Annotated in this window: 20 protein-coding genes; 12 read left to right on the top strand and 8 right to left on the bottom strand. The window is 64.8% G+C overall.

Features of this window, described 5'->3' with window-relative positions; translation table 11 throughout:
* Nucleotides 1–13: 13 nt before the first annotated feature.
* Nucleotides 14–3,487 (bottom strand): choice-of-anchor D domain-containing protein, encoded by a 3,474-nt coding sequence (locus C8D78_RS01110; protein WP_167467821.1) that lies wholly within the window; start codon nucleotides 3,485–3,487, stop codon nucleotides 14–16.
* A gap of 481 nt (nucleotides 3,488–3,968) precedes the next feature.
* Nucleotides 3,969–4,790: a nuclease-related domain-containing protein gene (locus C8D78_RS01105; protein WP_120950049.1), complete on the bottom strand. Its 822-nt coding sequence runs from the start codon at nucleotides 4,788–4,790 to the stop codon at nucleotides 3,969–3,971.
* Between the two features lie 165 nt (nucleotides 4,791–4,955).
* On the opposite strand from C8D78_RS01105, the gene C8D78_RS01100 reads away from it, so the two are divergent.
* Nucleotides 4,956–5,651, top strand: coding sequence for a maleylpyruvate isomerase family mycothiol-dependent enzyme (locus C8D78_RS01100; protein ID WP_120950048.1), 696 nt, complete (start codon nucleotides 4,956–4,958; stop codon nucleotides 5,649–5,651).
* Nucleotides 5,652–5,724: 73 nt separating this feature from the next.
* Here C8D78_RS01100 and C8D78_RS01095 read toward each other — a convergent pair whose 3' ends face one another.
* Both C8D78_RS01095 and C8D78_RS01090 read right to left on the bottom strand, forming a co-directional pair.
* Nucleotides 5,725–6,864 (bottom strand): aminotransferase class V-fold PLP-dependent enzyme, encoded by a 1,140-nt coding sequence (locus C8D78_RS01095; RefSeq protein WP_120950047.1) that lies wholly within the window; start codon nucleotides 6,862–6,864, stop codon nucleotides 5,725–5,727.
* Nucleotides 6,851–7,366 carry a mycothiol transferase gene (locus C8D78_RS01090; RefSeq protein ID WP_120950046.1) on the bottom strand — a complete coding sequence of 172 codons (516 nt, stop codon included), beginning with the start codon at nucleotides 7,364–7,366 and terminating at the stop codon, nucleotides 6,851–6,853. The genes C8D78_RS01095 and C8D78_RS01090 overlap by 14 nt, the downstream gene beginning before the upstream one ends.
* Before the next feature lie 179 nt (nucleotides 7,367–7,545).
* Between C8D78_RS01090 and C8D78_RS01085 the strand changes: the two genes are divergently transcribed.
* The 4 genes from C8D78_RS01085 to C8D78_RS01070 all read left to right on the top strand — a co-directional run bounded on the left by C8D78_RS01085 (nucleotide 7,546) and on the right by C8D78_RS01070 (nucleotide 11,525).
* Nucleotides 7,546–8,052, top strand: coding sequence for an LURP-one-related/scramblase family protein (locus tag C8D78_RS01085; protein WP_120950045.1), 507 nt, complete (start codon nucleotides 7,546–7,548; stop codon nucleotides 8,050–8,052).
* A 14-nt stretch (nucleotides 8,053–8,066) separates the two neighbouring features.
* Nucleotides 8,067–10,286 carry a transglycosylase domain-containing protein gene (locus C8D78_RS01080; RefSeq protein WP_120950044.1) on the top strand — a complete coding sequence of 740 codons (2,220 nt, stop codon included), beginning with the start codon at nucleotides 8,067–8,069 and terminating at the stop codon, nucleotides 10,284–10,286.
* A 130-nt stretch (nucleotides 10,287–10,416) separates the two neighbouring features.
* Entirely contained in the window at nucleotides 10,417–10,974 is a 558-nt protein-coding gene (locus C8D78_RS01075) for a hypothetical protein (protein WP_120950043.1), read from the top strand.
* Nucleotides 10,975–11,072: 98 nt separating this feature from the next.
* Nucleotides 11,073–11,525, top strand: coding sequence for a hypothetical protein (locus C8D78_RS01070; RefSeq protein WP_147429514.1), 453 nt, complete (start codon nucleotides 11,073–11,075; stop codon nucleotides 11,523–11,525).
* Nucleotides 11,526–11,595: 70 nt separating this feature from the next.
* Here the strand turns inward: C8D78_RS01070 and C8D78_RS01065 are convergent, their stop codons facing one another.
* On the bottom strand, nucleotides 11,596–11,991 hold the full coding sequence (locus C8D78_RS01065; protein WP_120950041.1) for a VOC family protein: 396 nt from the start codon (nucleotides 11,989–11,991) through the stop codon (nucleotides 11,596–11,598).
* A gap of 422 nt (nucleotides 11,992–12,413) precedes the next feature.
* Here C8D78_RS01065 and C8D78_RS01060 point away from each other — a divergent pair, with 422 nt between their 5' ends.
* The 5 genes from C8D78_RS01060 (at nucleotide 12,414) to C8D78_RS01040 (ending at nucleotide 19,198) form a co-directional block, all read left to right on the top strand.
* Nucleotides 12,414–16,544, top strand: a complete 4,131-nt coding sequence (locus C8D78_RS01060) for a Pls/PosA family non-ribosomal peptide synthetase (protein ID WP_120950040.1) — start codon at nucleotides 12,414–12,416, stop codon at nucleotides 16,542–16,544.
* Between the two features lie 141 nt (nucleotides 16,545–16,685).
* Entirely contained in the window at nucleotides 16,686–17,576 is an 891-nt protein-coding gene (locus tag C8D78_RS01055) for a helix-turn-helix transcriptional regulator (protein ID WP_120950039.1), read from the top strand.
* Between the two features lies 1 nt (nucleotide 17,577).
* Nucleotides 17,578–18,039 carry a (R)-mandelonitrile lyase gene (locus C8D78_RS01050; protein ID WP_120950038.1) on the top strand — a complete coding sequence of 154 codons (462 nt, stop codon included), beginning with the start codon at nucleotides 17,578–17,580 and terminating at the stop codon, nucleotides 18,037–18,039.
* Nucleotides 18,036–18,866: an oxidoreductase gene (locus C8D78_RS01045; RefSeq protein ID WP_120950037.1), complete on the top strand. Its 831-nt coding sequence runs from the start codon at nucleotides 18,036–18,038 to the stop codon at nucleotides 18,864–18,866. The genes C8D78_RS01050 and C8D78_RS01045 overlap by 4 nt, the downstream gene beginning before the upstream one ends.
* A 17-nt stretch (nucleotides 18,867–18,883) precedes the next feature.
* Nucleotides 18,884–19,198, top strand: a complete 315-nt coding sequence (locus tag C8D78_RS01040) for a carboxymuconolactone decarboxylase family protein (RefSeq protein ID WP_120950036.1) — start codon at nucleotides 18,884–18,886, stop codon at nucleotides 19,196–19,198.
* A 276-nt stretch (nucleotides 19,199–19,474) separates the two neighbouring features.
* Here the strand turns inward: C8D78_RS01040 and C8D78_RS01030 are convergent, their stop codons facing one another.
* From C8D78_RS01030 to C8D78_RS01020, 3 genes are all read right to left on the bottom strand, one after another.
* Nucleotides 19,475–20,581, bottom strand: coding sequence for an ABC transporter substrate-binding protein (locus C8D78_RS01030; RefSeq protein ID WP_208641836.1), 1,107 nt, complete (start codon nucleotides 20,579–20,581; stop codon nucleotides 19,475–19,477).
* 69 nt (nucleotides 20,582–20,650) lie between these two features.
* Complete coding sequence (locus tag C8D78_RS01025) at nucleotides 20,651–21,529, bottom strand: ABC transporter permease (RefSeq protein WP_120950035.1); 879 nt, start codon at nucleotides 21,527–21,529, stop codon at nucleotides 20,651–20,653.
* Entirely contained in the window at nucleotides 21,526–22,383 is an 858-nt protein-coding gene (locus C8D78_RS01020; RefSeq protein ID WP_120950034.1) for an ABC transporter ATP-binding protein, read from the bottom strand. The genes C8D78_RS01025 and C8D78_RS01020 overlap by 4 nt, the downstream gene beginning before the upstream one ends.
* 408 nt (nucleotides 22,384–22,791) lie before the next feature.
* On the opposite strand from C8D78_RS01020, the gene C8D78_RS01015 reads away from it, so the two are divergent.
* Nucleotides 22,792–24,447, top strand: coding sequence for an ATP-binding protein (locus C8D78_RS01015; RefSeq protein WP_167467820.1), 1,656 nt, complete (start codon nucleotides 22,792–22,794; stop codon nucleotides 24,445–24,447).
* Nucleotides 24,425–25,093: a response regulator gene (locus C8D78_RS01010; protein WP_120950032.1), complete on the top strand. Its 669-nt coding sequence runs from the start codon at nucleotides 24,425–24,427 to the stop codon at nucleotides 25,091–25,093. The genes C8D78_RS01015 and C8D78_RS01010 overlap by 23 nt, the downstream gene beginning before the upstream one ends.
* Nucleotides 25,094–25,224: the final 131 nt, after the last annotated feature.

Below are 25,224 nucleotides of genomic sequence, written 5' to 3'. Positions count from 1 at the left end.
CGGGCTGCCGCGGTTATCCGCTGACCCACGAAGTCTTCGAGTTCCAGGTCAGGCGGCCGTTCTGAAAATTCGATGCCCGGCCGACGGAAACGGAGTACTCGTCGGACGCCGGATAGCCGAGTCGGCTTCGTTCCCAGCCCAGGGACGCCCATTTGGTCCGGATCGCGCCCCTGATCCAGTGCGCCCCGGTCTTAGGCGACCAGTAGATGGAGTTGCCGGCCGCACCGGAGAAGTGGTTGTACTGCCCCACACGGTCCGGCGAGGCCGACTCGTCCGTGGTCGGATAGCCGAGCGGCCCTGCCTCCCAGCCCAGCGCAGCCCACTTCGCCCGGATGGCACCGGTCACCCAATGCGCCCCCGTCTGAGGAGACCAATAAATAGAGTTCCCGTTCGCACCTGAGAAGTGGTTGTAGCGCCCCACACCGGAGGGCGTGGCCTTCTCATCGGTGGTCGGATAGCCCAGCGGTCCTGTCTCCCAGCCCAGGGCCGCCCATTTGGTCCGGATCGCGCCGGCCACCCAATGCGCCCCGGTCTGAGGCGACCAGTAGATGGAGTTCCCGGCCGCACCGGAGAAGTGGTTGTACCGCCCCACGCCGTCCGGCGAAGCCGACTCGTCGGTGATCGGATACCCCAGCGGTCCCTTCTCCCAGCCCAGGGACGCCCACTTGGTCCGGATCGCGCCCTTGATCCAGTGCGCCCCGGTCTTGGGCGACCAGTAAATCGACGACCCGCCCGAGCCGGAGAAGTGGTTGTACCGCCCGACGCCGTCCGGCGTCGCAGTCTCGTCGGTGGTCGGAAAGCCGAGCGCACCCGCGGCGCCCCCGGCGGCCTGATAGCTGCCGTAGATCCCCCCGCCGACAGAATGCACCCCGGTCGCCGGCGACCAGCAGATGATCCCCCGGGCATAGTCCTGACATTTTCCGTCGGCCACGGCGTATTCCAGGGTGAGCGACCGGCCGAGAGCCGACCGGGGGTCGCCCGCGCCGGTCTTCCAGGCGTAGGCCGCTATCGGGTCGTCGGTGCCATAGCCGGTCAGCATCACCTTCAGGGCGCCTTGGCCGTCGTCCGCGGTGATCAGATAGTAGGTATCCGGCGTCCCCGACTGTCCAACGGCGGACGGCTTGAAGGTCACGCTCTGGTATGCCGAATCACCGGCCGGAATCTTCAAACCCTCGGCAATGGGAGTGGTGGTTGAAAAGTCCCCCTGCGGAGCCTTTGCCTTGGTGATGGTCATCGGAACGTTGCCGGTGTTCGTGATCTGGAATGCCCTCGTGGCCGTCGTCCCGACCGGGACGTCACCAAAGTCCAGGGAGCTGGGCATCTGCAGGTGCGCGGCGCCAGAGACGGCGGTCGCAGTCACGTTCACGCTCACTCCGCCGAGGTTGCTGGCGACAGCCAGCGAGTCGGCCACAGGAGCCGCCGTCGTCGGAGCGAAGACCAGGGACACCGGAAGCGATGCAAGGGGTTGGATAGTCTGCCCGACAACCGGCATGGTCGCAGGGTCGACGCTGAGCTGCGCATTGACCGGCAGCGTGACGCCCGTGATCGTGACCGCTGAGGTGCCCGTGTTCACGATGTTGACCGTCGCACGGCTGACCGTCTGCGTCGGCACGTCCGTGAACTGGACCGCGGCCGGCGTCGCTCCGAGGCCGTCCTTCGTGCCGACGCCGTGCACGCCGAGGAGGTCGGTCTCGCCGTCAGCCGTGATGACGGTCAGCGTGCCGTCGGCCTGTCCTGGCGCCGTGGGCGCGAAGCCCACGGGCACCGTCATGCTTCCGCCTTGAGCCAAGTTCTGGGGCAGCGTGAGCCCGGTTCCGATCGTGAACGGGGCGCCAGCGGTGACCGAGGAGATCGTTACCGCCCGCGACGCCGTGATCGTCACGGTTCCGGTCGCGGTGGAACCGACATTGGCGCTGCCGAGGTCCGTGTTCTTCGCCCCCACCGCTGACGTTGTCGGGGCGCCGAACGCCATCACGTGTCCGTCCCGTGTGCCCACGTAAACACGGCCCTTGTCCGTGGCCACCGACGTGAACTTGGCGGACGTGCCCACGGGGGCGCTGAACACTTCCTTGAGGTTCCCGGTGCTGTCCGGGAGTGCGCGGTAGGCCCGCAGCTCCGCGTTGGCCCCGGTGCCTCCGCTGGTGTAAATCACCCAGACAAGGGCGGATGAGCCGTCCGTCCCGGTGGACGTCACCACCGGGGCTCCGGAGCTGAAGCCGAATGTGCCCGCCGACGTTGCGACGGCGGCGAGGCTGACCCCGCCGGTGGCCCCCGCAACGACTTTGAACGCCCGCAGGTACCCGTTGCTCTCGACAATGTAGAGGTACCCGCCGCTGGTCGTCCCGAGGAACGCCGGGCGCCCCCATACCCCGCTGTACGGACCGGCCGTGTCCAGGACGGCGTCGGTGCCGCCCGGCCCCTGCGCCATGCCGCCCAGGTTGTCCCGGTCCAGCAGGTACATGTGGCCGTCCTTGCCAATTTGGGCCATCAGGTGCGGATGTGCGGCGGTCCCGTAGCCGTCCGGAATCGCGGTCGGAGACCCGGAGCCCAGATCAGCGTCGTTCAGGTTGAGCTTCGCATTGTTCGCCGGGCTGAAGAAATCGGTGGGTTTCAGGGTGCCGTCGGTGCCGACGCTGAGCCGGACCACCGATTCCGCCAGGGTGGTGGGCGGATTCGAGCCCGGCCCCGGATTTGGCGAGATGCCGTTGCCCGTGGAGAACAGGATCTGGCCCGGACCGTCGGACACCAGGCCGCCGCCGGACTGCCAGATTCCGCCCTCGGCCGTGCTGTTGCCGGACTCGGTGGCCCACATCGTCGTCTGCCGCCCGGCGGTCGACACTCCGACGACGTAGCCCACAAACGGCGTGTAATCACAGTGGCTGGCAAAGCCGGCGTACACCACCCCGCCCAAAAGCAGCAGCCCGGGCCGCTGCATCGCGGTCATCGCGTTGAACAGGCGGCCCGGGTCGTTCGTCGGGGCACCTTCGATGGTGACGGGGAACCCGGGCTTCTCGGCTCCCGTGACCACATCGAGGGAGTGCATGTACCAGTGCGGGAGCTGGGCAGTCGGTCCGTCGTTGGTCTTTGCCAGCAGGAACACGCTATTCGTCGCCGGGTCGTAGACCGGCGTCGAGGTGATTCCGATGTTAGGCGTAAGGTCGCCGCAGCCCACGGTTGACGCGGGCCATGCTGGCCCAAGATTGCGCGTCCACTTCGCCGCACCCGTGGCACTGTCCAGTCCGTAGACGGCATTGTTTTCCGTCGCGGCGATCACGGTGCCGCCAACCACAAGCGGCTGCGCATACACCTGGCCGTCTACCGTCGCGGAGAAGAGCTTGCCGAAGTTCGAGGACGCGACCGCCGACGGCGTGAGCGTGGGCTGAGCGTTATCCCACCCCGTCCGCAGCGAATCGTAGGCGATGGTCCCCACATCCGCGACGCCGGCCTCGCTAACGGACAGTCCGGCAAGTGCGAGCGACGCCGACACCAGGGCAGCCCAGGCGCCTCGGGACCACGGACGGAGCCGGGACGGCCCTGCGGAAACCAGGCTCGCACGGTGCCGTGGCGGGTGCGCCGCCCCACTCCTGCGTCCGCGGCACACACGGTCACCGAAATGACCGTAAATCACTCGAAATCCTGTTTGATCACGCATGGTTGAGACCCAATTCCGACCACTACATTGACTGCACAAACCCAGTACTCAGGAGCCTAAAAGCCGGTACAGAGGAGCGCGCGAGTGATGCCTACTCGTCTTTTTGGGGGCACTACTTGCCGTCCCCGGGGCAAACCCGGCCGGCTACTTGGATCCCGCAGCGGGCGAGGGATCGCCGGACCGTGGCGGCGCGCATGGATGAGGCCACGCGTTCCCGGGCGCGCGCAGGAATGGGTCGGGCGTGCGGAACCGTTTCGAGTTCAACGTCCGGAATGGCGCTTAGCGGCGGCGGAACGCGCGCGGCGCTGAAGGTCTGCTAACGGTTCGTCAGTGCGTTCACGATCGCGGCTGCGAGCGGACCCGCGGGGTTGAGCATCAGGAAGCCGACTGCCGGAACGCCGAGCAGCCAGGCGACCCGTCGCCGTCGTGCCTGGTCAACCAGGTGCTGCAGGGCGGCGAACTTTCGCCTGAGTTCTTCCGTGTTGCCAGGCGCCGCCGGTTTCGTGTGCCACGTGCGGGCCGTGACGGCGGCGGAGGCGATGTTTTGAATCTGTGCCGCATTCAATACGGCCTTGCGTCGCTGCAGGGAGGCCAGGAGTTGCCGCTCGGTCAGCACCATCACGTGACGGGGCTTCTCCCGGATTGTGAGCCGCCGGGGTCCCACGATCACCAGGACACCCGTGACTTGGACCGTCACTCCCGCTGCTGTGCTGAGCAGTTTGGCGGCCCGGGCGGCCTCATGCGCCGAGTTGTACAGATGGCGTTGTTTGGTTCCGGACACCATCAGGGTCTGTCCTGCCACCCAGACCGACTGCCCCGCGTGGTTCTTGGTGTTGAGGGTGAAGACACCTGCCGGACCGACCAGGACATGGTCAATATCGGACCAGCCCGAGCCGACCGGGACGGCGTGGAGCACAAGCCATTCAGGCCCCAGGCCCGCCAGAATCCGGCCCACGGCAATTTCGCCCAGCGCACCCTGGTACCAGGGCAGGCTGGCATCACTGAGCGGACTGCCCCCGAAAATCCGCCGGGGCAGTGAACGCGGCGGAACGAGGTCTTGGAGAGCCAGCACCTCTTCGATCACGGACTGGGCCGCAAATCGTTCGGTCAGCGGTCTGGGCCCCGGCCCTGCGCTCATGGCCGAGGCTCTGTTGTGGGACGCATGCGAGGCAGCCTACTGGTACGGGGCCGGCCACCGCGGCACGGAGGCCGGTGCGCCGGAAACTTTCCCCCGGGTCTCCTGGCTCTGCGGCCAACTACGGGCCCTGCAATCCACGCACCCGCACCGAGTTAGGCTCATGCTATGTCCCCTGATCAATATCTGGCCGAGCTGGCCGCCTCCCTGGACCGTCTCAGTGACCTCGCCTGCCAGCCGCAGGACTCGCTGGCCCGCTCTGTTCCGGCCTGCCCCGGCTGGACACTTGACCAGCTGTTCGGACATGTGGGGTCGATCGAGCGGTGGGCCGCCGCAGTGGTTCACGAGGGCATATTTGTCCCGGAGCCGGTTCCGCCGGCTGCGGCTGCAGCCGAATGGTTCCTCGACGGCGCAGAGTCCTTCCTCGAAGCGATGAGGGCGCTGGATCCGGGGATGGCGTGCTGGAACTTCGGGCCGCCGCCGCGCACGGCCGGGTTCTGGCTGCGGCGGCAGGCGCATGAACATGCCATCCACCTCATCGACGCATGCCAGGCCCTGGGCCTGGCGGTCCCGGCGTTCGCCGAGGACTTCATGCTCGACGGCGTCGATGAAGTCCTGGCAATGTTTGCGCCGCGGCAGCTGCGACTGGACCGGATGCCTCAACCGGAAAAGGCCGTGAGCTTCCACGTGGCCGGGTCCCGGAGCTGGATGCTGGGCCCGGGCCCCGCCGCGGCATCGGTTACCGCCTCGCTGCCCGCGATGTACCTCGGCCTCTGGGGCCGCACCAGCCTCGAAGACTCCGCTGTCATCGACGGTGACACCGCCCTGGCACTGCGCGTGCTTCGGGGCCCGCTCACACCCTGAGGTCCGGTCCTGGCTCAGGAAACGATCCCGGCCCGGGAGGACACAGTCACTCCCACGGGTCGACCGATGCCGCTCACCTGTGTCCAATGAGCTCGGTCACGCGGTCGAGTTCTTCCTCCAGGTTGTAGAAATGCACGGCCAAGCGGATCCTGCCCCCGCGGACGGACGCCACCACATTGGCCTGCCGGAAACGTGCCAGGATCGCCTCCTCGTCGTGCACCGGCACCGAGACGATCGTGGAGCGGTGCTGTTCGGGGAAGGGGCGGTAGGCCGAGCCCTGTGCCGCGAGCGCGTCCTCCAGGTGCCGAGCGAGCCGGGCGTTGCGATCAAGCAGTGCCGCGGTCCCAAACCGGCCAAAGATCCCGAGCCCCGCCTCTTCTGCCAGGGCGGGAAACCACGCCAGGGACGCATCGAGCTTCGACGCGGTAGGCGAGAGGTCCATGCGCGGTCCGTAGAAGCTCTCGGCCGGATTCCGGGCGGCCTTCCATCCTGGGACGATTGGCCGAAGGCTGTCCAGGAGCCCCCGGCGGACGTACAGGTAGCCCATGCCCCTGGACCCCAGCAGGAATTTGTGGCTGGCCGCGGCCAGGAAGTCGACGCCGTCGCGCACCACGTCCAGCGGCACCGCACCGGCTGCCTGGCATGCGTCGACGAAGAACCAGGCGCCCGAACGGCCAGCGATCCGGCTGAGTGCGGGCAGGTCGGCCCGGTAGCCGGTGGCCGAATGCACCGCACTTACAGCGATCAGGCGGGTGCCGCCGTCGGCCGCGTGGCCGAACGCCGTGGCCGACACGCCGTCACCGTCAGGTGCCACGGTACGGACCTCGTAGCCACGCTCCCTGAGCAGGAGCCACGGGAAGTAGTTCGAGGTGAATTCGTTCTCGGCCACCACGATGTTTTCCCCGTGCTGCGCGTGCGGCAGGTTCGCCGCCACGATCCCGGCCCCTGTGCTCACCGCCGGAACTATGGCGATCTCCCCCGCGGTCGCACCGATGATCTCGGCGAACATGGCGCGTGCGGCTTCCCCCGCCCGTTCGGCTTCCATCCAGTCGAAACGGCCGGCCGACCAGCGCTGGACGGCGAGGTCATAGGCGGCCTTGGCAGGGGCGCTGCCGACGTTCATGGTGGCGGTGTTGAGGTAGATAGTGTCCGCGAGTCCGGGAAAGAGTTGACGGACGTCGGCGGGGTCCGTGGCTCCCCTAGCTGCCGGCATGTGCGGACTTCAAGCCCCGGGCGTACGCCGCCTGCCCCACATGTTGGAGGCAATCGGCAATAATGCTGACCAGCCGCACGCCGAGCGTGACGGGCGGATCCCAGCGTGTATCGACCACACGGTCGAAGTCGTCGTCGCGGAGGTCCTGCAGAAAGCCGACGGTCTGGCGGTGAACGGCGTCGTAGTAGCCGAGCAGGAGCTCCGGCGGCGCCTGCACCGCGTCGACTTGGCTGCTCGAATGGCCGTAGCCGGTGTCGCGTTGGGGAAGCGGCAGGTTGAACCGGCCGGCAAAGCCCTGCGAGGTCCACACCTGCTCCAGGCCCGCTGCTGACGCGAGCTGGGCGTCCTCGACCCGGCTCAGGTGCCAGATCAGCCAGGCCATGGAGTTTCCGTTGCCTGCCGGCCGTCGGAGCAGGGCCGGATCGTCGACGCCGTCAAGGGCGTCGGTCACGGCCTCATGGATCCGGCCAAAGGCGTCCAGCAGCAGTTCGTTGGCTTTCATCGGGTCCCCTCACAGTGCGTCGTCGCTGAGGCCATGCTTGCACGGCGGCCGTACCGGCGGATAGGGCCGGGCACGACTGACCCGGCCGGTTGCCGCGTAACGGCGGGCCCTTCCCGGGGCACCCGAACCACCCTGTTAGGGTGAGGCGCCGGTTGGAGAAGCGGCCCTATGGTCGGGGCATGGGACTAATACGGCACCGCCATGACGAGCCGGCAGGGCAACGGTTTCAGATGCGCGAGAAGCTGCTGTCGATCGGGGATGACTTCTGGATCGAAGACGACCAAGGCAATCGTGCCTACAAGGTCGATGGCAAGGCCATCCGCGTCCGGGACACGTTCGTTCTGGAGGACGCCTCCGGAAACGAGGTGGCGCGCATCCAGGAGCGCAAGCTTTCGCTGCGGGACAAGGTTGCAATAGAGCGCGGAGGGGATACCGCGGCCACCGTTCACAAGGCGTTGATCGGGCTCCGGGACCGCTTCGCCATAGACGTGAAGGACGGTGCGGACCTGAAGGCGCACGGCAACATCGTGGACCACGAGTACGAGATCGAGCGTGACGGCCATAACGTCGCCACGATCTCGAAGAAGTGGTTCCGCGTGCGGGAGTCTTACGGCGTCGAAGTCGCGGCGGGAGAGGATGTTCCGCTCCTCCTTGCGATCACCGTGGCAATCGACTCGTTGACCTAGCCTGCCCAGGCATCATGGCGCCCAGGAAACGCACCGGAGCCCTCGTAGCCGCGACCCTTCTGCGGTTGTTCGGGTTCATGACTGCGAGCGCGGTCTGCGGCGTTCTGGCCGCCAGTCTCCTGGTCCCCACCGTCGCCGGGGCCGGCGTCGCCGTCAAGGAATCGATCGTGCTGTTCAACAGCCTTCCCTCCGAACTGACAATTGATCCGCCGTCGGAGTCGACCAGGGTGCTCAGCGCCGACGGGAAGCCGATCGCCACGTTTTATGCGGAGAACCGGGTCAAGGTCCGGCTCGACCAGATGTCGCACTACATCAAGGACGCGATCGTGGCGATCGAGGATCGCCGCTTCTATGAGCACGGCGGGATCGACCCCCAGGGAATTGTCCGGGCGCTGGTATCCAACCTGAGCAACGGCAGCAGACAGGGCGCCTCCACCCTGACCCAGCAGTACGTGAACAACGTGCTCAACGAATCCCTGGTAGCGACGGACCGGGGGGATCAGATTGTCCTCAACGGGCAGAAGAGCATGGCCGACAAGATCCGGGAGATGAAGCTCGCCGTCGAATTGGAGAAGAAGTACACCAAGGACCAGATCCTCGAGGGGTATCTCAACATCGTGTTCTTTGCCCGGGACGCCTACGGCATTGAAGCGGCCTCCCGCTATTTCTTCAACACCACCGCCCTGGACCTCACCCTGCCGCAGGCTGCGCTGCTCGCCGGCCTGGTGAACAGCCCCAGTTTCTACAATCCCGCCGTCCATCCGGAAAACGCGATCGCCCGTCGCAACCAGGTTCTCGACAAGATGCTCAGCCACCACTCCATTTCGAAGAAGGAACACGATGCCGCCGTCGCCGCCCGGGTGGATCTGAAGATCACACCGGGGAGGCAGGGCTGCGCCGGCGCGCAAATGGCGCCCTATTTCTGTGACTACGTGTCCCACCTCATCCTCAACAACCCGGCCTATGGCGCCGACCTTGCGGAGCGTGAGCGGAAGCTGTTCCGCGGCGGTCTGACCATCAGCACCACGCTGGACAGCCGGCTGCAGCTGGCTGCGCAGGCGCAAGTCGATGCCACGGCGGGCGCTAACCCGGACAAGTGGGGCGCGTCGCTGGTCTCGATCGCCCCCGGCACGGGCAAGATCCTGGCGATGGCTCAAAACACCGTGTTCCTCCCCACGCCCGGGAAATTCGACAGCCAGCTGAATTTCAATGTCGATTCCAAGGATGCCAACGGCAATGACCTCAATGGCGCCGGCGGGTTTCAGCCTGGTTCCACCATGAAACCGTTCACGCTGGCGGAATGGCTCAACGAAGGCAAGCCCCTCAACGCCATGGTGGACGCCTCCCGGCGCTCCTACCCGCTCGGGTATCCGTGGAGGTCCAGCTGCGGCAGGATACTCGGGGCCTACAGCTCCAGACAGAGGAGCCTCGGCGCGGCGGACGATCTCCAGAACAACGACGCCGGGTACTACCGCCGCATGCGCGTGGACTACGGGGTGTACAACTCCATCAACACCGCCACCTTCGCCGAGGCCGCGCAACTCGACTTCTGCGGCATCCAAAAGATGGTTGATGCCGCGGGGATCCATAGCGGCGTGGATAACGCCCGGGTGAACATGCACCAGCTGGGCAACCTGCTCGGTGCCATAGGCGTGGCGCCGCTCCACCTGGCCAACGCCTTTGCCACTTTCGCCAACGACGGCAGGTACTGCGCACCGATTGCCATTGTGGCGGTGACCGATGCGGCAGGGCGACAGCTTCCGGCCGAGACCAGCTCCTGCCGGAATGCGATCAAGCCCGAGGTGGCCCGCGGCGTGACCTCCGTGCTGCAGGACGTGCTGAAGCGCGGGTCCGGCGTCTACATCAAACCCAAGGTGCAGAGCCGCTTCCCCACCGCGGCCAAGACGGGCACGTCGAATACCAACGGCGCAACCTGGGTGGTGGGCTACACCAGCGGAATAGCCACCGCGTCCTTCTTCGGTGACGCCCTGGAAGGCCAGAAGCGGCCCGGGCAGAACATCACCATCAACGGCAAGTTCTACAAGGCCATTGACGGGTACATGCTGGCCGGCCCGCAATGGGCGAACTACATGATGCAGGTGGCCGGATACTATCCCGCCGCTGCCTTCCGGCCGCCGCCCGAGTCCATGACCGGGAAGCAGTCCGCTGCCCGGGCGCCCGCCGCGGCACGGAGGCCCTGCTACCGCAACTTCTATCGCGCACCGTGTCGGTGATGCTGGTCCGGAATCGGCGGGAGCCGAGTCCGCACCCTATGCCAGCGGCCTCGGAGGCTCTATTCTCTTGCCATGAGAGACGGGGGCAAATTCCGCCGAAGGGAACCGCGCCGCTGCGCGCCGGTTGCTCATGAGTACCGATAACGCCCAGCTTCGCGACAATTACGACGCTTTCCTGTCGAGGCTGGACGCCGCCACAACCAGCCTGAGCGCCCGGGCCGCATCGTTGGACAAGGCCCAGGCCGCCGTCGCGCTGCTGTTGGAACCCTATGAAGCCGCCGTCCGGGACTGGGAGCGACGACGCCGCTACGTCGGTGAGCAGCTCGCCGCGCATTCGGGGTCGCCGCAGTCCTACACCGCCCTGTGCGAGCTCCACATCGTGGCGGGCAAGATGGAAGGAATGCTCCGGGGCCGCGTCGATCGCGTCATGGAGAAACTCGCGGTCATTCAGGGGCGCCGCGAGGCGATTGACAAGTCGCTGCTGGAACTTGAGCTGAGCAGAATTAAGCTGACGTCTTCCCGGATGCTTTCGCAGGACCGTGAAGAGTTGAGCGGCATCTTCTCCGACCTCGCCGGCTCCACGGTTGCCGCCGGAGCCGTTCCGGATATGGGGCTGCTGAGCGACCTCCAGGACGCACGCGAGGCAATCATCCTGGCCGAAGCGCTGATTGAAGTTAAGGGGCACTAATCATGGAAATATCAAGGCGGGACCGGCCTAGCAAGAACACCGTCGCTCTTGTTCGTTGGTCAAGGCAACCGGGCGAAAACCCCGTTGGCAAGTTCATCGTGTCCAGTATTTTTGGCATGATGCTGTGCCTGTTCCTGATGATCTTCCTGGCCGGCCTGAGAAGTTTCGGTGCCCTGATTTTGTTTACTTTCTGCTTCGCCGCACTCCTGACGGTGCGCTCGGTCTCGGCCCGGAGAAGGTTCATGCGGGGGCTGACCAAGAGGGTCAATGACGCCATCGCCGAGGTCACGAACAGGCCCGGCGACCAACTTTCAGCCAAGCAATTCCGGCACCTGGCCAAGAGCGGCGAGAAACTACCCCTCGTTGTCAGCGGAGTGCCAGGGCTGCAACTGCATGTGGCCCGTGCGTCAACGCTGGAGAAGAACGCACCGGAGAAATGGGTGGCCGTCTTTACGGTGGTCCCTCCCGAGAACGGGACCGCAAGCTTCGACCGCTTGGTTGCGGCGGCAATTAATGCCGGACCCGGGAGCGCGCACACCAACGTGGCGTAGCCGCCGCATCCCCGGGCCCAGTTCCTCCGGCGCCGCCTACTGGACGGCGGCGCCTACTGAACGGCGCCGCCTACTGAACGGCGGCGCCGGGTTCATAGGTTCCCACACTCCACTCATACCCTTGAGGGTCCAGTACCCGTGCGCGCTGCGCACCCCATTCAGTGCTTGCGGGCTCGATCACGCCTGTTCCCCCCGCGGCCACGGCCTTGCGGTAGAAGCCGTCGACGTCGTCGACCAGCAGGTAAAGCCCCTGGCCAGTGGATTGGCCGATCAGGGCGGGGCGCTGATAGTGGGCATCATCGCTCGCCACCATTAGCACGGCATCACCGAGCCGGACCTCCGCGTGGAGGACCTGGCCAGAAGCCCCATCCTGCCGGCGGACCACGTCAAACCCGATCCGCTCCATCCATTCCAGCGCCGCCGGCGCATCCGGGTAACTGAGGTAGGCAAAGAGTTTTGCATTCATGACGGGATGCTATTCCCGCACGAATCCTTTTGGAACCGGTAAGGATTTCGAGCTGGAGTTGGGAGCCAGCGCCCGCGTCACTCCCCCAGCACCTGATCCGCGCCTGCAGCGTCGAGGACAGCAGCCAGCCTCCGTTCGATTCCACTTTCCGGCACCCGGTGCGCCCGTCGCAGCTCACGCGTATCATCAAGAAAGCGACACCACAAGCGATGGCTCACGCAGCCCTAGTGGCACAACCGGTGAAATTTGAGCCGACGGCATCGCACCCGGCCTCGGGGCGCCCGGCACAGGGACCGTCCGCCGGCCCCGGCCTTCACCTGAATCACATATCTCAGATCCGCGGCCATTCCTGAGCCGCCGGTGCGTCTCCCCCCTTGTGCGTATCGCAAGAACCGCTTCCCGGAGCATGACAGGAGAAGCTAATGGGTAAGCACACGGCCGCAACCGGGGTGTTGAAGCGGTACGGGCGGCGGAACCATTCACCAGGCCCTTCCGCCAGCCGGCACGGCCCCGAGCCCGAGCCGGCCTTGGCGGCCGCGAAGCTGAGCCAGAGCATCCACTGGAGTCCGGGAGAGCGGCTGGACGAATTTTTCGAGGACCGTTGCGACCGGCTGCGTGCCTCGGGAAAAGCCGGCCAAATCGCGGTGGACACCGGCGAACAGATCCTCACCTACGATGAGCTGGATGCACGGGCAAACCAGCTGGCCCGTCATCTTGCGGCATCAGGGTGCCGGTCCGGGGACCGGATAGCACTGCTGTTCGACAACGCTGTTGACGCCTATTTGGGCATGCTCGCTGTCCTCAAAATCCGGGCCGCGTACGTCCCGCTGGATCCCGGTTTCCCGCTTGAGAGGCTCTCGTTCATCATCGACGACGCCGGCGTGCGGCTGGTGCTCTCGCAGTCGCATCTGCTGGACAAGCTGCCGGAGGCGGCGCCATCCCTGCCACTCGATGACGAGGAACCTGTGGTGGCCATGCTGGACGATTCGCGGCTGACGGACGCGGAGAAAGGCGCTCCGGTGGACGAACTCGCCTACATCATCTACACCTCCGGTTCCACTGGCCGGCCCAAAGGTGTGGCCATTGAGCACGCCAGCATCTGCAACTTCGTCCGGGTCGCCGCAGAGGTGTATGGCTATGTGCCCGCGGACCGGGTCTACCAGGGGCTGACCATTGCCTTCGATTTCTCCGTTGAGGAAATCTGGGTCCCCTGGATGGCAGGCTCCACTTTGGTACCCAAACCGGCGGGTTCTACTTTGCTCGGCGCGGATCTCGCCGACTATGTCAGGACCAGGCGGATCAGTGCGTTGTGTTGCGTACCCACGCTGCTGGCAACGATCGATGAGGACCTCCCCGGGCTGAGGTTCCTTTTGGTCTCAGGCGAGGCGTGCCCTGACGATCTTGTCCGGCGCTGGCACAGGGCCGGGAGGCGGTTCCTCAACGTGTACGGACCCACCGAAGCCACCGTGACAGCAACGTGGAGCGTCGTGGACCCGGGCCGTCCGGTCACCCTCGGCGTGCCGCTGCCTACCTACTCCGCCGTCATCCTCGACCCGCTCCAGAATCAGGCCCTTCCTGCCGGAGAACTGGGAGAAATCGGCCTGGCCGGTGTCGGCCTGGCCCGGGGCTACGTGAACCGCCCGGACCTGACCGAAAGGGCGTTCATCCCTGATTTCCTGGGCCTACCGAACAACCCCAGCGGGCGGATTTATCGCACCGGCGACCTCGGCCGCTTCAATACGGACGGAGAGATCGAGTACCACGGCCGCATCGACACCCAGGTAAAGATCCGCGGATACCGAATAGAGCTGGCCGAAATTGAATCCGCCTTGTTGCAGGTGCCCGGAGTGGCGCAGACGGTTGTCAAGACCTACGAACCCGTGGCCGGGCTGGTGGAACTTGTGGCGTACTACAGCCTGCGCGCCGATGCCGGCGCCGTGGACCCGGCGGTCATCCGCGACAAGCTGCGCGAGCGGCTGCCAGGCTACATGATCCCGGCATATCTGGAATGCCTGGACGCAATCCCCGTGCTCCCCAGCGGCAAGGCCGACCGGAAGAGCCTTCCACCTCCCACCGGGGACCGGGCAGGCGCCGCCGCTAAAGAGTACGTGGCCCCTTCTAATGAGATGGAACAAATCATCGCCGCCGAATTGGGCGTGGCTCTCGGCATGAAATCGGTGTCGGCAGAGGCAAACTTCTTCAACGATCTCGGCGCCAACTCGTTGCTGTTGGCTCGCTTCTGTGCCCGGGTCAGGAATCACGGCGGCCTGCCCTCCGTGGCCATGCAGGATGTCTATCTGCAACCGACCGTCAGAAGCCTTGCCGAGCTGCTTTCCGGCCGCGTAACCAACGTGCCAGTGAATGAATCGATAGAGGGACAGCCTTCGCTCCCGGTGTCCGACGGGACTATTGTCAGCCCCGGCACTGTCCAGTACGTGCTGTGCGGGATGTTGCAGGGCTTGGTGTTGTGCGGCTATGCCTTCGTCGATGCCTTCGCCATCATTTCGGGCTACGGGTGGGTGGCCAACGGCAACGGTTTGTTGGAGATCTACCTCCGGGCGATAGTGCTGGGCGGCTCGGTTTTCCTCGCGATGTGCCTGGTGCCGCTTTTGGCGAAATGGCTGCTTATCGGTCGATGGAAGCGCCGGCAGATTCCAATCTGGAGCCTGCCATATTTCCGGTTCTGGACCGTACGGATGCTTCTCAGGTTCAGCCCGCTGGCGTTGTTCGCCGGTTCGCCGCTCTATGTGGTCTATCTGAGGGCCCTGGGGGCCAAGATCGGCCGCAACGTGGCCATCCTGTCCCGGGCAGCACCAATCTGCACGGACCTCCTCACCATCGGGGAAGGAACCGTTATCCGAAAAGATTCCATCTACTCCGGCTACCGGGCGCGCGGTGGAGTTATCGAGACTGGGCAGATCACCATCGGCAGGAACGCCTTCATCGGCGAAGCGACCGTCATCGACATCGAAACTTCCATTGGCGACGGCGCCCAACTGGGCCATTCATCCTGTCTACAGTCCACGCAGGCGATCCCGGAAGGTCAGCACTGGCACGGAACCCCGGCGCAACCCACCACAACGAACTACCTGAGAATCGATGCACCAGATGGCAGCCGGCTGCGCGCTATCGCGTACTGCACCATGCAGATCGCCACGCTGCTCTTCATCACCCTTCCCCTGGTGCTCGGCATCGGCGGGGTGGTCTTCAACTTCGTGGTGGCGGACCACGACGTCCTCAGCGGATGGACGTACTACCAAAATGAACTGGACTCATCGCTGATACTCCTCATTGTCCCGATCGTGGCAGGCCTGATCCTTGTCCTCACCTTGCCCCGCCTGGAGAACCTCATTCTCAAGCCGGACCGGTTGTACCCGCTCTATGGCCTTCACTACTCGGCGTTCCGGGCAATCAGCCGTTATTCGAACCAGAAGTTCTTCAAGTACCTCTTCGGTGACAGCCCCTACATCGTCTACTACCTCCAAGCGCTCGGTTACGACCTCGGCAAAGTCCAGCAGACCGGCTCGAACTTCGGTGTCGAGGTGAAGCACGACACTCCCTTCCTGAGTGCCGTTGGAAGCGGGACCATGGTTTCCGACGGCCTCTCCCTGATCAACACCGATGTCTCGAACACGTCCTTCCGGCTTTCCCGGGCCACCATCGGCGCCAACAACTACGTGGGGAACGACGTGTACTTCCCTACCGGGGCCAGAACAGGTGATAACTGTCTGCTGGCCACCAAAGTGATGATCCCCATCGATGGACCGCTCCGGGAAAATGTCGGCCTGCTCGGATCGCCACCGTTCGAGATTCCCCGCTATGTGCAGCGCGATACCCGGTTTGACTATATGAAGACCGGAGATGAGTTCCGGCGCCGGCTTGGCGCCATGACCCGTCACAACACCGTCACCATTGGCTTGTTCCTTCTGGTCCGCTGGATCTACCTCTTCTGCATGAACGTATTGTTCACGGTGGCTGCAACCTTCGAGCCCGCATTCGGCGCGACCGCCATGGCTGTAGCAGTGGTGGTCAGCGTGGTGTTCTCCGTGCTCTATTTCGGTGTGGTGGAGCGCGCCAGCGCCGGCTTCCGTGACCTTCGCCCCCAATACTGCTCCATCTATGAGCCGTACTTCTGGTGGCACGAACGCTTCTGGAAGCTCAGTGCGGGCGCGGCGATTGAGCTTTTCAACGGGACACCGTTCAAGACCCTGATCTGGCGGCTCCTGGGGGTCCGGATTGGCAAGCGCGTTTTCGATGACGGTTGTGCCATGCCGGAAAAAACCCTCATCACCATCGGCGACGACTGCACCTTGAACACCGGCAGCTGCCTTCAATGCCATTCCCTGGAGGAGGGCACGTTCAAATCCGATGTCATCAGGCTCGGATCTGGCTGCACGGTGGGCACGAACGCCACCATCCACTATGGGGTGACCGTGGGCGATGGTGCTGTGATCGAGACCGACTCATTCGTCATGAAAGGCGAGGAGATTCCGGCCAAAAAGCGGTTCGGCGGCAATCCGGCCGGCGAAATTACGCTAGTCCGGACCCTCTGATCCGGGACGAGAAAGATGATTGCACCCGGCAGACTGTCCGAAGGCCACCAGTTCCGAGCCGGTTTGGGGTTCGTGCGAGCCGGTTATCCACTAACTGATAGTTCCTGTTTCTACCCGTAGGCCAGCTCCTACAGTGGTGGCATGGGTAATCGGATAGAAGCGGGCGAGTTCCTTCGCAGTCGGCGGGCACGCCTGACTCCAGAGCAGATAGGCATTATTAGCGGCGGTCGCCGCCGTGTGCCGGGCCTGCGCCGCGAGGAAGTCGCGATGCTTGCGGGCACGAGCAGCGAATACTATGCGCGGATGGAACGCGGCGACCTCGCCGGCGTTTCGGCCGAGGTCCTTGATGCTGTTGGCCGGGTTCTGCGTTTGGACGAGGCCGAGACGCAGTATCTGCACGAGCTCGCCCGGTCGGCTGCTCCGGCAGCCGCCCGCCGTTCTGTATCCGCCCGGCGCCCGGCGCCAAGCGGTGTGCGGCCCTCGCTGCAGGCATTCCTGGACGCCATAACTGGGGCGCCTGCATGGGTTATGAACGCGCAACGGGACATCCTCGCCACGAACACGCTCGGCCGGGCATTGATGGCACCGCTCCTGGCTGACCCTGCGAACGGCGGCAACAACGCGCGGTTCATCTTCTTCAGCCCGGCATCGCGCACTTTCTACCCGGATTGGGAAAGCGCGGCCGACAGCACCGTAGCCTCCCTGCGCACCGCCGCGGGCCGCAACCCGCACGATACTGGCCTCACGAATTTGATTGGTGAGCTGGTCACGCGCAGCGACTCCTTTCGAAGCCGCTGGTCCGCCCACAATGTTCGCCTGCACCGTACCGGGGTGAAACGGATCGTGCACCCCGACGTCGGTGAACTTGACTTCATTTACGAAGGGCTCGAAATCCCGGATCACCCCGGCTGGATGATTTTCGCCTACACGGCCCGGGCCGGCTCGCCGACCGAGGAACGGCTCCGCCTCCTGGGCAGCCTCGCCGCCAGCACCACACAAACCCCGGCGCCGACGTCGACACGCGAAGGCTGACATGGAGATCGAACCACGGACAGCGACCACAAAAGGGCCTCCGGATCGCTTCACCGGCGAAGTATGGGTGGACCCGGTCGCCAGACCGCGACCGGAGCCTTCGCGCCTGACCGCGGCAATGGTGCGCTTCGCGCCCGGAGCGCGGACCGCCTGGCATGTGCATGCCCGCGGACAGACACTGCGCGTCACCGACGGCGTCGCGATCGTGCAGACACGTGGCGGAGAAACGGTCGCCGTGCATCCCGGTGAGACTGTCTACACGCCACCGGGCGAATGGCACTGGCACGGCGCAACCGTCGAGAACTTCATGGCCCACCTTGCCCTCTCCGAACTGCTCCCCGACAAGGACGGCGCGACCGTCATCTGGGGCGAACACGTCACGGACGAAGAATACCGGCGCGCGCAGATGCTCGCCTTTCAACAAGATGACGAAACGAACGATCAGAAAGAAGAAGCCCTATGACCACCTGGCTCATCACCGGATGCTCCACCGGCCTCGGCCGCGCCCTCGCTGTCGCGGTGCTCGAGCACGGAGACAACGTCGTCGTCACTGCCCGCGACACCGCGAAAATCCAGGACCTCGCCGAGCGCTACCCGGACACCGCCGTCGCCCTCGCGCTCGACGTCACCGACGACGCTCAGGTCACCGCTGCCGTCGCGGCAGCAGAACAGCGGTTCGGCGCCGTCGATGTGCTCGTCAACAACGCAGGCTACGGCTACCGTGCCGCCGTTGAAGAGGGCGAGGACGACGCCGTGCGCCGGCTGTTCGACACACACGTGTTCGGCACGGTCCGCACCATCAAGGCCGTGCTGCCTGGAATGCGCGCCCGTCGCTCCGGCACGATAGTCAACCTCTCCTCAATCGGCGCCCGAATCTCCCCGGAAGGGTCCGGCTATTACTCGGCAGTGAAGGCCGCAATCGAAGCGCTCACACTGTCGCTGCGCAAAGAGATCGCACCTCTGGGCATCCGCGCGATCACGGTCGAGCCGGGCGCGTTCCGCACCGATTTCGCCGGCCGTTCCCTCACCCAGGCCGCCGAACCGATCGCCGACTACGCCGACACCGCCGGAAAGCGGCGCAAGGAACATGACACCATGCACGGCTCACAGAACGGCGACCCCGCCAAGGCCGCGGCTGCGCTAATCCACGTCGTCGAATCCGAGGACCCGCCCTACCTGTTGCTACTCGGAAATGACGCCTCAAACGGATTCCGTGCCGCGCTCGACGCGTTGCGCGCCGACGCCGACAAGTGGGATTCGGTCAGCCGCAGCACTGACTTCGACGCCTGAGACGAAAGGAAAACACCATGACCGAGCAGAGCCCCGCCCAGCGGTCCATCGGCGATTTCGCCCCGAAACTCGTCGACCTCACCGATGATGTGCTCTTCGGCGACGTCTGGGAACGACCCGAACTATCTAAACGCGACCGCAGTCTCATCACCGTCACGAGCCTGATCACGTCCTCAAGTTTCGAGCAACTCCCCAACCACCTGCGCCTGGCCAAACAGAACGGCCTGACCGAGGACGAGTTGAAGGAAGCAATCATCCACCTCGCTTTCTACGCCGGCTGGCCCCGTGCGATGTCCGCCATTCAGGTCGCCAAGAAGGTCTTCGCCGAATAGCCGACCCAGCCGACGCACCTCAGACGCACGGCCCGCAACGGGAACGGCGTCGACGCGGCCACAAAATGGGGCATCGACCCGTGGTCCGAATCGCTTCGACAGGAACTTCTACAAGTCTGAACACGGGGACGTTTTGCCCCCGTTCCAGGAGGCTGACGCTGCAGGCCTCATTTTCATGCGATCGGCCTGCGTGAGGTGTTACCACGCAGGCCGATCGTGAGGCGTCATTTGCCCGGCACGGTTGTGATGCAGACACCTTTCCGTGCTGGTTTTAGGTCAGCCGTCGTTGCCGGCAGGCGTGGTGGTGGTCGAGTAGCCTTCCAACTTGTTCGCTGCGAGTGCGTACTTGTTGTCGAACGTGTTGGCAATGGTGACCTTGGAAGTGTCGACTCCGATGGTCTTCTCCATGTCAAAGATCACCTTGGGACCGCCGGCCGGCATGATCCCGTCCGGCAGGAACTGGCCCTTGTCCTGGTTCAGCCCGGACACGTACTGGTCCTTGCTGATGGTGCTGTTCTGAACGTAGGAGGCGGGCAGCTTGTCGGCAATGTCCTGCGCGGAGTGGCTGCTGATCCAGTGCATGGTGTCGACAAGTGCGTTGACAACCTTCTGCGCCGCGTCCTCGTGGGTCTTGACCCAGTCGGACTGTGCGAGGAGACCTGCGGCCGGAGACTCCCCGCCGAGGGCCGCCTTGGCTCCATCAGCGGTGGCGAGATCGATCGCCGAAACAGCGAGGTTCTTGTTCTCGAGTGCGCCCACGGTCGGCTGCGTGGTCATGACGCAGTCGGCTGATCCGCGCTGGATGGCCGCGATGGCCGTTGCTCCGGACCCGACGGCGAGGGTGTGGTAATCGCTTTTCGAAAGACCGGCCTTCGAGGCGATGAACTGGGTGAGTTCATCGGTCCCCGACCCGAGGTCGGTGACGCCGACGGTCTTACCCTTGAGATCGGCCGCCGAGTGGACGTTGGCCTTCGGGCTGCACATGATGCGTTCGCCCGGGGCGCCGGAGAGCTGCACGAGGTTGGTAACGGCCTTGCCCTTTGCCTGGAAGTCGACCGTGTGGATGTACCACGCACCGGCCATGTCGACCTGTCCGGACGCCATCGCTTCCTCGGCACCAACGCCGCCCTGTGATTCGGTGGAGAGCTCAACCTTGACTCCGTACTTCTGGTAGTAGCCGAGCTGCTGCGCGAGCTGGTACGGCAGGTAGATCTGCTTGTCGATGCCGCCAACCATGAGCTTCACTGTGGGCATTGAGCCGGTGTCGGCGGCAGGACTTCCGGTTGCCGTGCTGGTGCTGCTTGCTGTGCTGGTGCCGCAGGCAGCGAGGCTGAGCGCGATCACTCCGGCAGCGCCGACGGCGTAGATCTTGTTCTTCATCATGGGTGTACTTTTCCTTTGGTTATTTTGGGGATTCGAGCGGTGGGTAAGTGGAATGGATGACGGAGAGGGTCAGACCGCTTGGGCTTCGGAGCGGTTCGGCGGCCGCCATTTGAGCAGGGAGCGCTCTAGCAGGCCGATGAGGTATTCCGCGCCGAGCGTCACGATGGCGATGATGACCATGCAGGCGAAGACCGTGTTGGGGTCGAAGGTCCCCTGTGCCTGGCTGATGATGAGGCCGATTCCTTGCTGGGCGCCGAGCACTTCGGCGACGAGGGCGCCAATGATCGCGAAGCCGAACGCCGTGTGAAGGCTGGCGATGATCCACGTCATGGCCGATGGAATGGTCACGTGAATCGCGACCTGAAGCGGCGATGCGCCCAAGACGCGCACGTTCCCGACCAGGTTCTGATCCACCTCACGGACGCCTTGGAAGGCGTTGAAGAAGACAACGAAGAAGACCAGCACCGCCGCGAGCAGCACCTTCGGGAAGACTCCGAGGCCGAAGGCCACGATGAAGATGGACCCGAGCACGATTCGAGGGATCGAATTCACTATCCGGATGTATGGGCCGACGACCTCTGAGAGGTACCTGTTTGAGCCCAGGAGGATCCCGAGGACGACGCCGACGGCCGTGCCGAGCAGGAAGCCGTAGATCGCCTCCTGCACTGTGATCCCGAGGTTTTCCCAGATGGTGCCGAATGCCGTGCCCTGCGTGACGAGATTAACCAGGCTGGTCCAGATTTCAGTGGGCTGCCCGAAGAAGAACTTGTCGACCCAGCCGGCTGAGGTGAACCACTGCCAGCCCCCAACAATGATCACCGCGAGCGCGGCCCGGCCGATCCATACCCACGTCTTGCGGCGGGTCATGGCACGCCGGGCGGAGGCCTGAAGCTCGGCCGCTTGCTCGTGCGCGGGCGCGCCCTTACGGGGTGCCGTTGTGGTGGTCATGCCGCTGCACCTGCCGATAGGTTGTAGGCCCGGGTGACTTCGTCCTTCAGGGATTCCCAGATCTGGCCCTGGAGCTCCAGGAAGCGCCCCTCGTGGCGGATTTGCTGGACGTCGCCGCGTGGCCGGGGAAGATCGATGGCGAAGACATCTTTGATGGTGCCGGGGCTGCTGGTCATGATGACGACCTTGTCGGAGAGCGCGACCGCTTCGTCGAGGTCGTGGGTAATGAACAGGACAGAGGGGCGCAGTTCCTCCCAAAGCTGCAGCAGTTCGTTCTGCATGATGGCCTTGGTCTGCACGTCGAGGGCGCCAAACGGCTCGTCCATCAACAGAATCCTTGGGTTGTTGATCAGCGCCGCCGCCATGGCGACACGCTTACGCATGCCGCCGGACAACTGGTGCGGATAGCGGTCCTCGAACCCGGCCAGACCGACGCGGCGCAGCCAGTCCCTGGCGAGCACGGTGGCTTCGCGCTTGGGCGTGCCGAGCAGTACCGGACCGATCAACACATTGCCAAGAACGGTCTTCCAGGGGAAGAGCGCATCCGCTTGGAACATGTAGCTGACGCCCTTGGTGATGCCGTCAACGATCTGATCGTGGACGCTAACTGATCCGGCGCTGGGCTGCTCCAGGCCAGAGACCTGGGCAAGGGTCGTGGACTTGCCGCAGCCGGTGGGTCCGACGATCGCGCAGAACTGGCCAGGTTCGACCTTGAGCGTCACGTCACGAATGGCGGTGAATGTCTCGCCCTTGGGGGTGAGGTAACGCTTGGTCAGCCCGACAATGTCGATGCCTGCCGCGTCCTCGGCTCTCTCGGGGACCTCGGGGGGCCGCTTGGGATTATTAGCATTCATGGTGCTAAGACCTCTTCGTCTTTCGGTTCTTGTGACCAATGGTTGGGAGACACGCCGACAGGGGGTGTCCCGGGAACCAGGCCATTTCGATGGGTGTCTTTTCGATACAGCGGCAGTGAGCTGCGGTGCCTGCAGCTGTGACGTTGACCGGACGTTGGAGCTTCAGGCCCGCTCTACGCCGCCGGCCGCCGGGATGGGTTAAGGCGGGTGTTTCTGGTAGTTCTGACGCCCTTGTCATTTCCCTTCTTCGGGTGTCCCGCGTGATGTCAATCACGGAAACTATGTGAAGCTTAGAAAATGATTCTTTTTGGCAGAAGGCTTCGGTAAGTTGTGCGCTTTAAGTGCAAAAATGCACCTTTTGTGCCTTTTCTGCGGCACCGTGAATGCGACGCCTGGATCGGGAGACCGGTGAGGCCCGCGTCGGTAGTACGGCGGATCCGGGCCGGGGCCCAATCTTCGACCCTGACCACCCAGATCCTCCTGGCCTCGCTGTCATTGCTGGTGTTCACAGTCGTCCTGGGCGGGTTTCTGTTCACGCTGATCAGCAACCAGACCCTGGACCGGCAGTATCAGCTGCGTGCCCTCGGCATTGCGACCGCAACCGCACAGATGCCGGAGATCCGGTCCGCCCTGGCGGCCGGGGATCCCAAGCACGTCATCGACGGGCTCGCCAAGGAGATAGCGGCCGCCGCTCAGCCCGCCTATGTCGTGGTTACCGACCGGGACGGCATCCGGTTTTCCCACCCGGTCCCGGCGCTGATCGGTCAGAAGCTGGAGGAACCCGTCGCCGTGCTGGACGGCGAAACCCACGTGGGGTTCGACGCGGGCAGCCTGGGCATGTCGGCGAACGCCAAGGCCCCGATCTTCGGGACGGACGGCTCGGTCATAGGCCAGGTGTCGGTGGGCATTGAGGACACCCAGGTCCTGGACAACCAGGTCCAGAACAACTGGCTGATAGTGGGTTTCTCCGCGCTGGTCCTGGCGCTGGGCGTGGGCGGTTCGCTTCTGCTCTCCCGCCGGATCAAACGTGTCACCTTTGATCTTGAGCCGGCCGAGATCGCCTCGCTTTTGCAGGAGCGTGAGGCGCTGCTGCACGGGATCCGGGAGGCCGTCGTCGGGCTCGACGACAAAGGGAGGGTGACAGTAATAAATGGGGAGGCCCGGCGGCTGCTCCGGATCGACGGGGCGGCGCTGGGAAAACCGGTCGCCGAACTGGTTCCGGAAGGGCGCCTTCGGGACCTTCTCACGGGCAAGCTCTCCGGCGCCGACCAGGTGGCGCTGACAGAGGAGTCCCTGCTGGTGGTCAACCGCATGCCCGTCTCGACCGCAGGGCGGAGCATTGGGTCCGTTGTCACCCTGCGCGACCGCACAGAGATCGAAAGTCTGGTCCGGGACTTGCACTCCGTTCAGGGCCTGATGGAGGCAATGCGCGCACTGGAACACGAATATGCCAACCGGCTGCACATCGTCGACGGCCTCCTGGAGATGGGGGACGTGGGCCAGGCCCGGGGCTACGTCTCGCAAATATCCTCCATGTCAAGGTCACTCGGCGAAGGACTGCGCTCACGGATCGCACCGCCAGAACTGGCAGCCCTGCTTCTGGCGAAGATCACCGTTGCCGCCGAACAAGACGTGCAAATCGAGGTCACGGCCGAGTCCCGGCTGGAACGTCCCCAGGTTGACCAGGCAGAACTGCTGACGATCGTCGGCAACCTACTGGACAACGCCGTGGATGCGCTGGCCGACACGCCCCGGCCACGCATGGTGACCGTACAGTTTGACGACGCCGACGGCGTCTTCATCGCCGTACGCGACAACGGAGCCGGCGTCCCCGCCGACAAGATCGACCAGGTGGTGGTGGACGGCTATTCCACCAAAGACCCTCGACCGGGCATGCGCCGCGGAATCGGACTGGCCCTAGTGAAGAGAATCGTGCACCGGGCAGGGGGAACCCTCGACGTGTTCCCCGGGCCCGGCGGCAACTTTGAGGTGTGGCTACCGGCGAACCCGGACATTGAAGACAAGGACAGGAGCGCAAACATTGATCAAAACATTGGTTGTTGACGACGATTTCCGGGTCGCCGGAATTCATGCGGCCCGTGTGGGCAGGGTTGAAGGCTTCGAGTGCGTGGGCCAGGTACACAGCGCCGCCGCCGCGCGGGAGGCGATCGCGCGTCTCACCCCGGACCTGCTCCTGTTGGACGTGCATCTTCCCGACGAGGACGGAATCTCCCTGCTGCGGTCCCTGCAGGCGGCCGGAACCGAGGTTGACTGCATCATCATCACCGCAGCCCAAGACCTGGCCACCGTCAAATCGGCCATGAACAGCGGCGCAGTCTATTACCTCGTCAAGCCCTTCAGCTTTGACCGGCTCCGCACACAGCTGGAGTCCTACCAAAAGTGGCGGCACGAGCTTGAATCCGCATCAGCCGCCAACCAGGCAACCGTTGACAGCCTCTACAACGCACGTTCGGCCGGGGCCCGGGCTGCAGTGCCGGGGCCGCGCCTGCAGCCCACCATGCAGAAAGCCCTCGACGCCGTCCGCGCCGCCGGCGGTCCCGTCAGCGCCGCGGAGATCGCCGACCACCTCGGTATCAGCCGCCCGACGGCTCAGCGTTACCTCAGCGCCCTGGAACGTAAGGACCTTCTCACCCTAAATCTCAAATACGGCAGCACCGGCCGGCCACTGAACTCCTACACCACGCCGTAGCCATACGGCTCTGGCCTCCCCTGCCGACGCGAATCGAAGCGGGCAGGGTTGCCCAAGGTAGGTCCTTGCAGTGAGCGCACGCACGGCGGTCAGGCAGCCTCCAGGGTCTGCAAAACGCACCACGGACGCGC

Source organism: Arthrobacter oryzae (assembly GCF_003634095.1).
Classification (GTDB): domain Bacteria; phylum Actinomycetota; class Actinomycetes; order Actinomycetales; family Micrococcaceae; genus Arthrobacter; species Arthrobacter oryzae.
This window is presented reverse-complemented; position numbering and strand designations above follow the sequence as displayed.

Excerpts from the sequence above, each read along its gene's own strand:
- C8D78_RS01105 (WP_120950049.1), bottom strand. The coding sequence starts at position 4,790 with ATGAGCGCAGGGCCGGGGCCCAGACCGCTGACCGAACGATTTGCGGCC.
- C8D78_RS01100 (WP_120950048.1), top strand. The coding sequence starts at position 4,956 with ATGTCCCCTGATCAATATCTGGCCGAGCTGGCCGCCTCCCTGGACCGT.
- C8D78_RS01095 (WP_120950047.1), bottom strand. The coding sequence starts at position 6,864 with ATGCCGGCAGCTAGGGGAGCCACGGACCCCGCCGACGTCCGTCAACTC.
- C8D78_RS01090 (WP_120950046.1), bottom strand. The coding sequence starts at position 7,366 with ATGAAAGCCAACGAACTGCTGCTGGACGCCTTTGGCCGGATCCATGAG.
- C8D78_RS01085 (WP_120950045.1), top strand. The coding sequence starts at position 7,546 with ATGGGACTAATACGGCACCGCCATGACGAGCCGGCAGGGCAACGGTTT.
- C8D78_RS01080 (WP_120950044.1), top strand. The coding sequence starts at position 8,067 with ATGGCGCCCAGGAAACGCACCGGAGCCCTCGTAGCCGCGACCCTTCTG.
- C8D78_RS01075 (WP_120950043.1), top strand. The coding sequence starts at position 10,417 with ATGAGTACCGATAACGCCCAGCTTCGCGACAATTACGACGCTTTCCTG.
- C8D78_RS01065 (WP_120950041.1), bottom strand. The coding sequence starts at position 11,991 with ATGAATGCAAAACTCTTTGCCTACCTCAGTTACCCGGATGCGCCGGCG.
- C8D78_RS01060 (WP_120950040.1), top strand. The coding sequence starts at position 12,414 with ATGGGTAAGCACACGGCCGCAACCGGGGTGTTGAAGCGGTACGGGCGG.
- C8D78_RS01055 (WP_120950039.1), top strand. The coding sequence starts at position 16,686 with ATGGGTAATCGGATAGAAGCGGGCGAGTTCCTTCGCAGTCGGCGGGCA.
- C8D78_RS01050 (WP_120950038.1), top strand. The coding sequence starts at position 17,578 with ATGGAGATCGAACCACGGACAGCGACCACAAAAGGGCCTCCGGATCGC.
- C8D78_RS01045 (WP_120950037.1), top strand. The coding sequence starts at position 18,036 with ATGACCACCTGGCTCATCACCGGATGCTCCACCGGCCTCGGCCGCGCC.
- C8D78_RS01040 (WP_120950036.1), top strand. The coding sequence starts at position 18,884 with ATGACCGAGCAGAGCCCCGCCCAGCGGTCCATCGGCGATTTCGCCCCG.
- C8D78_RS01030 (WP_208641836.1), bottom strand. The coding sequence starts at position 20,581 with ATGATGAAGAACAAGATCTACGCCGTCGGCGCTGCCGGAGTGATCGCG.
- C8D78_RS01025 (WP_120950035.1), bottom strand. The coding sequence starts at position 21,529 with ATGACCACCACAACGGCACCCCGTAAGGGCGCGCCCGCGCACGAGCAA.
- C8D78_RS01020 (WP_120950034.1), bottom strand. The coding sequence starts at position 22,383 with ATGAATGCTAATAATCCCAAGCGGCCCCCCGAGGTCCCCGAGAGAGCC.